10 protein-coding genes are annotated in these 13,117 nt (G+C 71.8%); 5 read left to right on the top strand and 5 right to left on the bottom strand.

What is annotated here, in order from left to right; translation table 11 throughout:
• Window positions 1-100: 100 nt before the first annotated feature.
• Together LN251_RS00510 and LN251_RS00505 are read right to left on the bottom strand one after the other, a co-directional pair.
• On the bottom strand, window positions 101-1,291 hold the full coding sequence (locus LN251_RS00510; RefSeq protein WP_458243235.1) for a lipid-transfer protein: 1,191 nt from the start codon (window positions 1,289-1,291) through the stop codon (window positions 101-103).
• Window positions 1,288-1,713 (bottom strand): Zn-ribbon domain-containing OB-fold protein, encoded by a 426-nt coding sequence (locus LN251_RS00505; RefSeq protein WP_458243234.1) that lies wholly within the window; start codon window positions 1,711-1,713, stop codon window positions 1,288-1,290. Before LN251_RS00505 ends, LN251_RS00510 begins: the two co-directional genes overlap by 4 nt.
• 98 nt (window positions 1,714-1,811) lie before the next feature.
• Here LN251_RS00505 and LN251_RS00500 point away from each other — a divergent pair, with 98 nt between their 5' ends.
• Together LN251_RS00500 and LN251_RS00495 are read left to right on the top strand one after the other, a co-directional pair.
• On the top strand, window positions 1,812-2,621 hold the full coding sequence (locus LN251_RS00500) for a M15 family metallopeptidase (RefSeq protein ID WP_458242601.1): 810 nt from the start codon (window positions 1,812-1,814) through the stop codon (window positions 2,619-2,621).
• A gap of 47 nt (window positions 2,622-2,668) precedes the next feature.
• Complete coding sequence (locus LN251_RS00495) at window positions 2,669-3,202, top strand: NUDIX domain-containing protein (RefSeq protein WP_058926593.1); 534 nt, start codon at window positions 2,669-2,671, stop codon at window positions 3,200-3,202.
• A gap of 2 nt (window positions 3,203-3,204) precedes the next feature.
• Here LN251_RS00495 and LN251_RS00490 read toward each other — a convergent pair whose 3' ends face one another.
• Window positions 3,205-5,577: a glycoside hydrolase family 31 protein gene (locus tag LN251_RS00490; protein WP_458242600.1), complete on the bottom strand. Its 2,373-nt coding sequence runs from the start codon at window positions 5,575-5,577 to the stop codon at window positions 3,205-3,207.
• 212 nt (window positions 5,578-5,789) lie between these two features.
• On the opposite strand from LN251_RS00490, the gene LN251_RS00485 reads away from it, so the two are divergent.
• Window positions 5,790-7,757 carry an acetoacetate--CoA ligase gene (locus LN251_RS00485; protein ID WP_458242599.1) on the top strand — a complete coding sequence of 656 codons (1,968 nt, stop codon included), beginning with the start codon at window positions 5,790-5,792 and terminating at the stop codon, window positions 7,755-7,757.
• Window positions 7,758-7,766: 9 nt separating this feature from the next.
• Here the strand turns inward: LN251_RS00485 and LN251_RS00480 are convergent, their stop codons facing one another.
• The gene (locus tag LN251_RS00480; protein ID WP_458242598.1) at window positions 7,767-9,086 is read right to left on the bottom strand and encodes an aminotransferase class I/II-fold pyridoxal phosphate-dependent enzyme; all 1,320 of its coding nucleotides are present in this window, start codon (window positions 9,084-9,086) and stop codon (window positions 7,767-7,769) included.
• Between the two features lie 111 nt (window positions 9,087-9,197).
• Here LN251_RS00480 and LN251_RS00475 point away from each other — a divergent pair, with 111 nt between their 5' ends.
• Together LN251_RS00475 and LN251_RS00470 are read left to right on the top strand one after the other, a co-directional pair.
• The gene (locus LN251_RS00475) at window positions 9,198-10,406 is read left to right on the top strand and encodes an MFS transporter (protein ID WP_458242597.1); all 1,209 of its coding nucleotides are present in this window, start codon (window positions 9,198-9,200) and stop codon (window positions 10,404-10,406) included.
• A 22-nt stretch (window positions 10,407-10,428) separates the two neighbouring features.
• Entirely contained in the window at window positions 10,429-11,322 is an 894-nt protein-coding gene (locus tag LN251_RS00470; protein WP_458242596.1) for a hypothetical protein, read from the top strand.
• A gap of 60 nt (window positions 11,323-11,382) precedes the next feature.
• Here the strand turns inward: LN251_RS00470 and ptsP are convergent, their stop codons facing one another.
• A complete protein-coding gene (gene ptsP, locus LN251_RS00465) occupies window positions 11,383-13,053 on the bottom strand; it encodes a phosphoenolpyruvate--protein phosphotransferase (RefSeq protein WP_458243233.1) in 1,671 nt (556 codons plus the stop codon).
• Window positions 13,054-13,117 lie beyond the last annotated feature (64 nt).

The following is a 13,117-nucleotide window of genomic DNA, read 5'->3' as shown; positions in this document are numbered from 1 at the left end:
CCCAGTTCATGAGACGTTCACGCAGGATTCCCGGGTGATCACACAGCGTGCGGGAAAGGGCTTGCTCCGCGCCCACCACAGCGGAGGGCGTGTCGTCCGCTCACCGCACGGCGATCACCGACGACCCGTGCCCGAACAGCCCCTGGTTGGCCGTGATCCCCACGCGCGCCCCCGCGACCTGCCGGTCACCGGCCTGCTCCCTCAACTGCCAGGTCAGTTCGCACACCTGGGCGATCGCCTGGGCCGGAACCGCCTCGCCGAAGGAGGCCAGCCCGCCACTGGCGTTGACCGGTATGCGCCCGCCGAGGCTCGTCGTGCCCTCCCGCAGCAGCTTGGCGCCCTCGCCCTCCCCGCACAGCCCCAGGTCCTCGTACCACTGCAACTCCAGTGCCGTGGACAGGTCGTAGACCTCCGCGAGGGAGAGGTCCTCGGGGCCGATGCCGGCCTCCTCGTACGCCGCCCGGGCGATCGACTCCCGGAACGTGGCGTCGGAGGGCGCCACCGCCGCCCAGGAATCCGTCGCGATGTCCGGGAGGTCGAGCACGGTGTTCGGGAAGCGCGGTGTCACCGTCGACACGGCCCGGATGCGCACCGGCCGCGTCGCCCCGTGCCGGCGCGCGAAATCCATACCGGCCAGCACCAGCGCCGCCCCGCCGTCCGAGGTCGCGCAGATGTCGAGCAACCGCAACGGGTCGGCGACCACCGGGGAGGCGGCGACCTCCTCGGCGCTCACCCGGGTGCGGTAGCGCGCGTTGGGGTTCAGCGCGCCCGCGGCCGCGTTCTTCACCTTCACCTGCGCGAAGTCCGCCGGGCTGTCCCCGTGGACGGCCATGCGGCGGCGTGCGTACAGCCCGAAGTACGTGGGGTTCGTGGCCCCGAGCACCCTGAACCGCAGCCAGTCCGGATCGTCCGGCCGCTCGCCTCCCGCGGGCCGGAAGAACCCCTTCGGTGCCGCGTCGGCGCCCACGACCAGGACGACGTCCGCGAGGCCGGACAGGATCTGCGCCCGCGCCGCGCCGACGGCCTGGGCTCCGGACGCGCACGCCGCGTACACGCTGGTGACGCGGGCGCCCTGCCAGCCCAGCGCCTTCGCGAAGGTCGCTCCGGACACATAGCCCGGGTAACCGCCACGCACCGTGTCCGCGCCGACGATCGAGTCGATGTCACGCCACTCCAGTCCGGCGTCGGCGAGTGCCGCGCGCGCGGCCGCCACGCCGTACTCGACGAACCCTCGCCCCCACTTGCCCCACGGGTGCATGCCCGCGCCGAGCACCGCCACGTCCCCCGTCATGCCCGCACCCCCGTCGGCCGCCAGTGCCATGTCGTCCACGCCGTCTCCGCGTCCTCGTGCAGCACCCCGGGGACGACCTCCACCTCCATGCCCACCGCCAGATCGGCGACGGTGATGCCGGGAGCCGCCTGCCCCAGCACCACGATCCGCTCGGCCTCCAGCTCCACGGCGATCAACGCGTACGGCTCCCACGGAAGTCCGGGATCGCTCACATAGGGTGACGGAGGGCGGTACCGGCTGTCCGTGAACGACCAGACGCGCCCCCGTCGCGACAGCGGGACCTCGTCGAGATCGCCGCCGTGGCATCCGGGATTGCGGCAGTGCGTCTCCTCCCGGGGGAAGAACACCGAGCCGCAAGCCGTGCACCGGGTGCCGAGAAGCCGGAAACCCTCCCCCGCCCCGGCGAACCATCCGTCGACCACGGGCGTTCGAGTGCGAGACATGGCCCCTCCTTGCCACGACATCTGACGATGCGTCAGAAGTGTGTCACGGGCCGGCGGAATTGGGCAGTGCAGGAGACATGACACGACTCACCCGCGCAGTACGCGGTCTCGTCACCGCCCTCGCCGCCGTGCTGGCCGTCACCGCCTCTTCGGCCACCGCCCGGGCGGAGACCGGCCCCAGGGCACCGAAGGACTTCGTGGCCCTGAGAACCGTCGACCCGACGATCCTGCAGGAGATGCGCTACTTCACCCCGCACAACTTCGTCGGCGAGCGCATCGACGGCTACGAGCAACCGATCTGCATCCTCACCCGGCCGGCCGCCGAAGCCCTCCACCAGGCCCAACTGAAACTGCTGCGCAGGGGATACACCCTCAAGGTCTACGACTGCTACCGGCCGCAGCGCGCCGTGAACCACTTCGTCCGCTGGGCCGAGGACCTCGATGACCAGGCGATGAAGGGCGAGTTCTATCCGAACGTCGACAAGACCCGCCTCTTCGAGGACGGCTACATCGCGGAGAAATCCGGCCACAGCCGTGGCTCGACGACGGACCTCACGATCGTGAAGCTCCCCGCGAGGCCGACCCGGCCCTACCACCCGGGACAGCCGCTCGTGCCGTGCTACGCGCCCCAGGACGAACGCTTCCCCGACAACTCCGTCGACATGGGCACCGGATTCGACTGCTTCGACACCCTCGCCCACACCCTCGACCCCCGTGTCCAGGGCGAACAGCGCGCCAACCGCCTGCTGCTCAAGAGCACCCTGGAGGGCCTGGGATTCGTGAACCTCGCCGAGGAGTGGTGGCACTACACCTACAAGCCCGAGCCCTACCCGGACACCTACTTCGACTTCCCCGTCTCCTGGAAGTCCCTCGCCGGCCGCCATTGAGCAGCCTCCGGAAGACGCCCCTCCACTGATCGGATACAGTCCGCCGCGTGTCCGAAACTCAATCCATCCCCAACTCCGCCCCGGGCTCGCATTGTTCGAGCTGCGGAGCACCCTATGGAGAGGGCGTCTCCGGCTGGCCGCGCACCTGCCCGGCCTGCCACGCCGTGGCCTACCGCAACCCGCTGCCGGTGGCCGTCGCACTCCAGCCCGTGTACGACACCAAGGGCACGGCCCTGGTCGTCATCACCCGAACCGTCGCCCCCGCCAGCGGCGGCATCGCGTTGCCCGGCGGCTTCATCGACGACCGCGAGGACTGGCGGCACGCCGTCGTCCGTGAACTGAAGGAAGAGACGGGCATCGACGCGGCGAGCCGCGACGTACGGCTCGTCGACGCCATGAGCTCGCCCGACGGGCATCTGCTGCTGTTCGGAGTCCTTCCGGAACGCCCGGCCGACGGGCTGCCCCAGTCCGCCGCCACGGACGAGACGGAGGGCTGGCACCTCCTGCGCAGGCCGGAGGAGCTGGCCTTCCCGCTGCACACCCTGGCGGTACGCGCCTGGTTCGAAGGCCGCTACATCTGAGCTCAGCGCTCCCCGAGTCCCCGCAGACGCACCGGGTAGGGCGGTTCCGACGAGCCGCCCTCACCCGCTCGCTCGACCACCAGCCGCTTCCCCCTGCTCTTCCAACGGGCCACGTAGCGCTCCAGTTCCGGCTCGTCCCAGCCGTCGCCCGCGTCCGGGACCACCAGCCCGCCCCCGCTGCGGCCGCGAGCCGGTGCCCACACCTCCAACTCCAGCCCGCCGTCGTCCCCGCGCACGGGGATGACGGCCCCCGCGCGTGCCAGCACCGGTATGCGCGACAGGGGAGCGTCCACGAGCACCTGCGCCGGCCCCTCGTACACCTGCTCCGTGACCGTGTCGTACCAGCGCCCCCGCGGCAGCTGCACCGCACGCCGGTCGGCTCCCGGGTCCAGCACCGGCGCCACCAGCAGGCCGTCGCCCAGCAGGAACGCGTCCTCCCAGTCACGCAACGCGCGGTCCTCGGGCGCGTTCCACCACAGGGGACGCACGTACGGCGCTCCGGTGCGCCGGGCCAGATGCGCCAGGGTCACGAAGTACGGCAGCAGCCGACGGCGTTCGACGAGCGCCACGCGCGCGTGCTCCAGCACGTCGGCCCCGAACTCCCACGGCTCCCGGCGCCCCGCCCGCAGGCTCGCGTGGGTGCGGAACAGCGGCAGATACGCGCCCAACTGGAGCCAGCGCAGGTACAGCTCGGGCGACGGACTGCCGTCGAAGCCGCCCACGTCCGGTCCCGAATAGGGCACTCCGCACAGCCCGAGCCCCAGGACCAGCGACAGCGACGCCCTTAGACCGGGCCAGCCCGTCGCCACATCACCGGACCAGCTCCCGCCGTACCGCTGCATACCGGCCCAGCCGGAGCGGGAGAAGACGAACGGCCGCTCCTTGGGGGCCAGTTCGTGAAGGCTCTCGTACGCCGCCCGGGCCATGCCCAGGGCATAGACGTTGTGGGCCTCGCGGTGGTCCCCGCCGCGGCCCTCCAGGGCGTGTCTCGCCGAACGCGGCAGCGTCGACTCCCCGAACGCGGCGAACGAGGTGGGTTCGTTCATGTCGTGCCAGAAACCGGAGAACCCCTGGGTGAGCCGCTCCTCGTAAAGACCACCCCACCACTCACGCACGCGCATGTGCGTGAAGTCGGGGAAGACGACCTCCCCGGGCCACGCCACACCACGCACGAGCTGTCCCGAAGCGTCCCGCACGAACGCGTCCACGGCCGTCCCGCCGTCGTACACCGCGTTGCCCTCCGCGGCCTTCACGGCGGGGTCGACGATCGACACCAGCCGGATACCGTCGCCGCGCAGCTCCTCGGCCAGCAACGGCAGCTTGGGGAAGCGCTCCTGGTCGACGGTGAACACCTGGTGCTCGTCGAGGTGGTCGATGTCGAGGTGGACCGCGTCCAGCGGCAGCCCCCGCTCCTGGTAGCCGGAGACGATCCGGCGCACCTCCTGCTCGCTGCCGAAGCCCCAGCGCGCGTGGTGGTGGCCCAGCGCCCAGGTGGGCGGCAGCGCCGGCGCACCCGTCAGCGACGCCCAGGTGAGCAGCACGCGCGCGGGGGTGCCCACCATCACCCAGCAGCGCAGCGGACCGCCCTCCACCCGAAGCTCGCTCGTGCCCGTCCTGTCGTGGCCGGAACCGGCGCCCTCCTCGCCCTCCCGCAGGGTCACCGTGCCGTCCCACGTCGTGTCGTGGAAGACCAGGTGAGTGGCCGCGTCGGACACCACCAGCTGCACCGGCATCGTGACGTACAGCGGATCGTCGCCAGGGCCGAAGGCGCGTCCGGGGTCCGTGTTCCACAGGCGGTAGGTCCCGGCGCGCAGCCGCGGGCCGGACGCCCGTCCTCCGAGCCCGAAGAAGCGGGCGTCGGCGGGCACCTCCGAGCGCTGCATCCACCGCGCGACCCCGCCTCCGACGGGCTCCCACCACCGGGGCGGCAGATCACGGCGGAGTGTGACGCCTCCGGGCGTGCGCACCTCGACCGCGCCGTGCCGGGAGACGACCACCGTCACCCGCTCGGCCACCACACGCCAGCCGCCGTCCTTGTCCGGCTCCAGGACCGCCCGCGGGTCCGCCTCCGGGCAACGGCCCGGGAGCGCGTACGACGGCTCCGGAGCGGCCCCGTCCCAGCCCCAGAAGACCGCGCCGTTCACGGCGACCAGGATGCGCAGGTCCGAGCGGTTGAAGCGGATCACGCCGCCGCCCGGACCGGGCTCCACCTCCCGCACGGGCCCGGGCACCCGCGCGCGCTCCGGACCCCGCGGCGGCAGCGCGTCCGCGTCGGCCCGCCTCCTGCGCCACGCCGCCTTCACGGTACGCAACCTCTGGGCCGCCCCCACCGAACCGACCACCCTCACCGAACGCACCAGGTCACGACCGTCCATGCTGCTCACCCTGCCATTGACCGCGCCGAACAGGGGTGTCGTTCAACTTCCGTTCACCCGTGCTGGGACCACATCTTCACGACACGGACTATGTGGGGCGCACCCTGGTGCAGAAGTCGATCACATGGCATCGTCCGTGTCATCGCGTCACGCGCACACCCCAGCCCGTGCGCGACAGACGCACACGAAGCGCAGAGTCCGGGAGCCGCCCCATGTCGACCGTGAACCCCCAGCCGCTCTGGCAGCCAGATCCGGAACGCATCGCCCAGGCACAGGTCACGAAGTTCCAGACCTGGGCGGCCCGTGAGCACGGGGCTCCGGCCGAGGGCGGCTACGCGGCCCTGCACCGGTGGTCCGTCGACGAGCTGGACACGTTCTGGAAGGCCGTCGCGCAGTGGTTCGACGTGCGGTTCTCCACGCCCTACGCGCGCGTGCTCGGCGACCGCTCGATGCCCGGCGCCCAGTGGTTCCCCGGGGCGACGCTGAACTACGCCGAGCACGCCCTGCGCGCGGCCGCCACCCGGGCGGACGAACCGGCCCTGCTGTACGTCGACGAGACCCACGAGCCGCGCCCCGTCACCTGGTCCGAACTGCGCCGCCAGGTCGGCTCCCTGGCCGCCGAGCTGCGCGCGCTCGGCGTACGCCCCGGGGATCGCGTCAGCGGCTACCTCCCGAACATCCCCCAGGCCGTCGTCGCTCTCCTCGCCACCGCCGCGGTGGGCGGTGTGTGGACCTCCTGCGCCCCCGACTTCGGTGCCCGCAGCGTCCTCGACCGCTTCCAGCAGGTCGAACCCGTCGTCCTGTTCACCGTCGACGGCTACCGCTACGGCGGCAAGGAGCACGACCGCCGCGAGATCGTCGCCGAACTCCGCCGTGAGCTGCCCACGCTGCGTGCCGTCGTCCACATCCCCCTGCTGGGGACGGAGGCCCCCGAGGGCGCCCTGGAATGGTCGGCGCTGACCGGCGCGGACACTGAACCGGTGTTCGAGCAGGTGCCCTTCGACCACCCGTTGTGGGTGCTGTACTCCTCGGGCACGACCGGCCTGCCCAAGGCCATCGTGCAGTCCCAGGGCGGCATCCTGATCGAGCACCTCAAGCAGCTCGGCCTGCACTGCGACCTCGGTCCCGAGGATCGCTTCTTCTGGTACACGTCCACCGGCTGGATGATGTGGAACTTCCTCGTCTCCGGCCTGCTCACCGGCACCACGATCGTCCTGTACGACGGCAGCCCCGGATACCCCGACACCGGCGCCCAGTGGCGCGTCGCCGAACGCACCGGAGCCACCCTCTACGGCACCTCGGCTGCCTACGTCATGGCCTGCGCCAAGGCGGGCGTCTACCCCGGGCGCGATTTCGACCTCTCCAGGGTGCGGTGCGTCGCCACCACGGGATCACCGCTCCCGCCGGACGGATTCCGCTGGCTGCACGACGAGGTCCGCGACGACCTGTGGATCGCCTCCGTCAGCGGCGGCACGGACGTGTGCTCCTGCTTCGCGGGAGCCGTACCGACCCTGCCCGTGTACATCGGCGAACTCCAGGCGGCCGGCCTGGGCACCGACCTGCGGTCCTGGGACCCGAACGGCGAATCCCTGACCGACGAGGTCGGCGAGCTCGTCGTCACCAACCCCATGCCGTCCATGCCGATCCGCTTCTGGAACGACCCCGACGGCAGCCGCTACCACGACAGCTACTTCGACACCTACCCCGGCGTGTGGCGCCACGGCGACTGGATCACCATCACCTCGCGCGGCTCAGTCGTCATCCACGGCCGCTCCGACTCCACGCTCAACCGCCAGGGCGTGCGCATGGGCTCCGCCGACATCTACGAAGCCGTCGAGCGACTGCCGGAGATCAAGGAGTCCCTCGTCATCGGCATCGAACAGCCCGACGGCGGCTATTGGATGCCCCTCTTCGTGCACCTCGCCCCCGGTGCCACTCTGGACGATGCGCTCCTGGACCGCATCAGGCGGACCATCCGCGAACAGCTCTCACCGCGTCACGTGCCGGACGAGATCATCGAGGTTCCCGGAGTCCCGCACACGCTCACCGGCAAGCGGATCGAGGTCCCGGTCAAACGCCTCCTCCAGGGCACGCCGCTGGAGAAGGCGGTCAACCCGGGCTCCATCGACGACCTCGACCTGCTGCACTTCTACGAGGACCTCGCCCGCAAGCGCTCCTGAGGCGGCGCCTCAGCCCCCGTAGGTGGCCTCGGACTCGCCGAGCACGGCGGCGAAGTCCGAGGCCAGCCGCGCCGCGTCGGCCGGCTCGAGCTCGGCGACGGAGATCCGCACGCCCGGCGCCGACGACAGCCGGAACCTCGCCCCTCCGGCCACCCACCAGCCGTACGACCGCAGCCCGTTCACCACGGCCGACTCGTCCCGCACGGGCACCCATACGTTCATCCCGCTCGAACCGTGCGCCCCGATCCCACGCCCCCCGAGCTCGTCGACGAGAGCCCCGCGGCGCCGCGCGTACGTCTCACGCGCGCGCGCCACCAACGCCCGCGTGTCGTCGTCGGTCAGCAACCCGTGGACGATCTCCTGAAGGAGATGGCTCACCCAGCCCGAGGTCAGCAGCAGCCGGCCGTCGTGGCGGGCCAGCGTGGTCGCGTCGCACGCCGCCGCGGCCCACCGCAGATCGGTGCCGAGGAACTTGCTGACCGTGCGCACATGCACCCAGCGACGCAGTCCTCCCGCGGTGAGTGTGTGCAGCGGCGCGTTCGCGACGGCGGAGGCATGGTCGTTCTCGACGACCAGCACATCCGGCCGCTCCCGCAGTACGCCGACCAGCGCGTCCCGGCGTGCCGCGGAGAACCGGCCGCCGTACGGATTCTGCGCCCGCGGACTGCACACCACGGCACGCGCACCGGCCCGCAGCGCCTCGTGCAGGGCATCGGGGCGCATCCCCTCGTCGTCCACGGCCACCGGTACGCTGCGCAGCCCCAAAGCCGTGACCAGATCGAGGAGATGGTGATAGCCGGGGTCCTCCATCGCCACGGCGTCGCCGGGACGCAGCTCCACGGAGAGCAGCCGCCCGATCAGATCGAGTGCCCCATGGGCGAACGTCACGTGTTCCACCGGCACACCGTCAGGCCCGATCCACTCCCGAACGGCCTCCTCCAGCCGCGTCAGCCTGGGCGCCGAGCGGTGCGCCCGCACCCCGGGAGACAATCGCGAGGGCGGTACGAGAGCGGGAAGCCGCGCGGGATCGGGGTGACCGCCGGAGAGGTCCCGCAGACCCTCCGGGACTCTCGGGGGCCGCCGCGACGCCACGGCAGGAGCCGGGGCCACCACGGTCCCGCCCCTCCCGCGCGTGACCACGATCCCGCGCTGCCGCAGTTCCTTGTAGGCCGTCGCGACCGTGCCGGGACTGACCCCGAGGTCGTCCGCGAGCCGCCGCACGGGAGGCAGCGCGGCCTCCGGCCCCAAGGCGCCCTCGGACACGGCCCGTTCCACGGACGCCGCAATCCCCTTGGCTGTCGTACCGGTGATCCCATATTGTGTTGCCACGTTGGAAATTATGTATCGATACATAATCGAAGGCAAGGGGGAGCAGTGCATCCGATGTGCCGCGCAGCCGCATGGTCGAGCCGGATACCCGGAGGGCGGGACGGGCGCAGAATGCTCGTCATCGCCCTCGTGGACCGCGTCGGCAGCGGCCTGTGGGCCTCCGTCTCCGTCCTGTACTTCACCTACGTCTCAGGGCTCTCCCTCGGCCAGGTCGGCACGCTCGCCGCGACCGCCGGAGCCATCGGTATCGCCGGAGCGCCGCTCGGCGGCCGCGTCGCCGACAGGTTTCCGCTCACCCGGGTCCTGATCACCGTCCAACTCCTGCGCGCCCTCAGCTCCCTGGCACTGCTGACCACGCACGACTACACCCTCCTGGTCGCCTTCGCCGCCGTCGGCGGCCTCGGAGACCGCGCGTCCAGCGTCCTCACCAGGCTCTACGCCACCCGGGCAGCCGGACCGCAACGCGTCCGCTACCAAGCCGTCCAACGAACCGTGGCCAACGCCGGCTGGGCACTCGGCGGCCTCACGGCCGCAGCCGCCCTGGCCCTCGGCAGCACCGCCGCCTACCAGTGGCTCCTCGCCGGCGACGCGCTGTCCTTCCTCGTCTCCGCGCTCCTCACCCTCCGCTGCGCGGAACCCCCTTCCGCCTCGCGCACCGTCGCCACCTCGAAGGACCCGGCCCCCAGGACCAAGACGCCCAGCCCCTGGCGTGACCGCACCTACCTCGCCTACGTCGCCACCGAGACCGTCCTCTTCCTCGACGACTCCGTCTTCAAGGTCGGCCTGCCCCTGTGGATCGCCCACGCGACCCACGCGCCGCACGGCCTCGCTCCCTTGCTGCTGGTCCTCAACAACGTGATGGTGGTGGCCCTCCAGGTCCCCCTCGCCCGGTTCGGAACCACGACCACGGCCGCCCGCGCCCTCCTCCTCCCGCTCGCCGCCGCCTTCGCCCTCGCCGGCGTCGCCATGACCCTGTCGGCCACCGGCGGAACCGTGACCGCCGCCCTGCTCCTCACCGCGGCCGCCACCGCCTTCACCCTCGCCGAGATCCTGCACGCCACCGTCTCCTGGGAACTGTCCGTCGCCCTCGCCCCCGACACCGCGCAGGGCACCTACCTCGGCGTCCACGGCCTGGCACAGTCCGCCCAACGCAGCGTCGGCCCACTCGCCGTCACCGCGGCCATCGCCACCGGTCCCGTCGGATGGAGCGTCTTCGGCGCCGGCATCGCCCTGACCTGCGCCATCCAGCACCGCCTGGTCCGCGACCGCCTCACCCGAACCGCGTTGTCAGTGCCCCCGGTTACTGTGAGTGAGCATTGATCGACCGTGCTCAGGGGGAAACATGGCGCACACCGACCACCAGACCCTGCGACGCGTCCTGCGCCGCGAAATCGCCGGAACCATCGGCCTGCTGACCGACGAACACGACTTCCGAGCCATGCGGCGCTACCGCAGCTTCACCTTCGACGACCACCAGATCTACCTGCGACAGGTGGAAGCCCTCCTGAAAACCCGCGCCTCCCAGGGCAGCCACACCACCGTGGCCCTCTTCGACCCCCAGGAGTACGCCGACTACTGCGCGGAGACAGGCCTCGACCCCGACACGCCGTCCAGCCGCACCCGCTTCACCGCCGAACTGGCGACCACCGGCCCCACCGTCCCCTACCGGGGCCAGCCCCTGGCCGACCTCGTACCGGTCCTCGTAGACGAAGCGGTCCGGCAGGCCACCTGGGAGTACGCCTCCACGCTGCTGGCCCGGCTCGGCGCCTGCGCCTCCTGCGGCGAGGACATCGGCCGCGCCGCCTTCACCCGCGCCTCCGACCTCCTCGTCCGCATCCTCGACACCGCGGGACCGGGCAACCGACACCTCGTCTGCAGCGTCTCGGCGATCCCGGAAACACTCCTCGCCGTCCTCCACGCGGACCAGGACAATGACGGCGCTCTGCGACTGGACGACGCAGAGGCCCTCGAATTCACCACCGTCCTGGCACTGGGCATCGCCACCAAGAGCCCCGGCGGACTCGTCATGCGCACCAGTGCCCCCGGCACCGGCGACCGCGTCTACGGCTGGCGCCTGCGAGGCGAAGGCCTGACCCCGCTCACCGCCGGCGAGGTCTTCGACGCCTACTGCACCGACGTCGAGACCGGCGACCTGATCTCACCGGAGTCCGACGTCGACTACTGCGTACCGCCGGACCTCGGAGAGGAGCGAGAGACGGGCGGCCACCACCACTGAACGCCGAAGGGGCGCCCCACCCGCAGGTGGAGCGCCCCTCAGGAACCGAAGAGCCGGACCCTACTCGCCGGACAGCACCGCCTGAGCCGCGCTGCGCGCCTCCTCGGCGCTCTCCGTGGCACGAGCCGCGGCAGCCGCACGCTCGCACTGGGCCAGCGTGTACTTGGCCAGCGTCGCCCGGACATAGGGAATCGACGCCGCACCCATGGAAAGCGAGGTGACACCGAGACCCGTCAGCACGCACGCCAGCAGCGGGTCGGACGCGGCCTCACCACAGACGCCGCAGCTCTTGCCCTCGGCCTTGGCGGCCTCCGCCGACAGCGCGACCAGATCGAGCAGCGCGGGCTGCCACGGGTCCTGCAGACGGGACACCGCACCCACCTGACGGTCGGCGGCGAATGTGTACTGCGCGAGGTCGTTGGTGCCCAGCGACAGGAACTCGACCTCCTGCAGGATCGAACGCGCCCGCAGCGCGGCCGACGGAATCTCGACCATCGCTCCGAACTTCGCCCGCAGCCCCGCCTCACGGCACGCGTCGGCGAACGCCTTGGCGTCGGCACGGTCCGCCACCATCGGTGCCATGACCTCGAGATAGACCGGAAGCCCCTCGGCGGCCTTCGCCAGCGCCGTCAGCTGAGTGCGCAGCACCTCCGGGTGGTCCAGCAGGGTCCGCAGACCACGCACGCCCAGCGCCGGGTTCGGCTCGTCGGCCGGGGTGAGGAAGTCCAGCGGCTTGTCCGCGCCCGCGTCCAGCACGCGCACGACGACACGCCCCTCGGGGAACGCCTCGAGCACCTGACGGTAGGCCTCGACCTGCTTCTCCTCCGACGGCGCGTTCTTGCTGTCGTCCAGGAAGAGGAACTCGGTGCGGAACAGACCCACACCCTCGGCCCCGGCCTCCACGGCGGCGGGCACATCCGCTGGGCCACCGACGTTGGCCAGCAGCGGCACCTTGTGCCCGTCGGAGGTCGCCCCCGGCCCGGTCGCGGCGGCCAGCGCCGCCTTGCGCTCGGCGGCCGCGGCCTGAAGCTGCGCCTTCTTCTCCGCACTCGGGTTCACGAAGATCTCACCGGTGCTGCCGTCCACCGCGATCACCGTCCCCTCGGCGAGCTCACCGGCACCCGGCAACGCCACCACGGCCGGCACCCCGAGGGCCCGCGCAAGAATCGCGCTGTGGCTCGTGGGCCCACCCTCCTCGGTGACGAAGCCGAGAACCAGCGTCGGGTCGAGCAGAGCCGTGTCCGCCGGCGCGAGATCGCGCGCGATGAGCACGTACGGTTCGTCACTGTCGGGGACGCCCGGCATCGGCACCCCGAGCAGCCGGGCGACGATACGGTTCCGCACGTCATCCAGGTCGGCCACCCGGCCGGCGAGGTACTCCCCGGCACCGGCCAGCAGCGCCCGGTACGCGGCGAACGCGTCGTACACGGCACGCTCCGCCGTGCTCCCGACGGCGATGCGCCGCTCCACATCCGCCATCAGCTCGGGGTCCTGGGCCATCATGGCCTGTGCCTCGAGCACCGCCTGGGCCTCGCCACCCGCCAGATTGCCCCGCGCCATCAGATCGGCCGCCACGGCTTCCACCGCCTGGCGGGCACGCCCCTGTTCGCGCTCCGCGTCCTCGGGCGGTATCTGCTTGGCAGGCGGCTCGAGCACCGCCGTTCCCATGTGCCGAACCTCGCCGATCGCCACCCCGTGGCTCACGCCGACGCCTCGCAGCGTTGTCTCCATCTCACCCGTCTCCGATAGTGCGGCGGGTCCCGCCGCCGCGGTGGTTGTCGTACTTGCCGTCATA

The organism is Streptomyces sp. MAI_2237, from assembly GCF_054189285.1.
The sequence above is the reverse complement of the archived record's forward strand: the minus strand, read 5'-3'. Positions and strand labels throughout refer to the sequence as shown.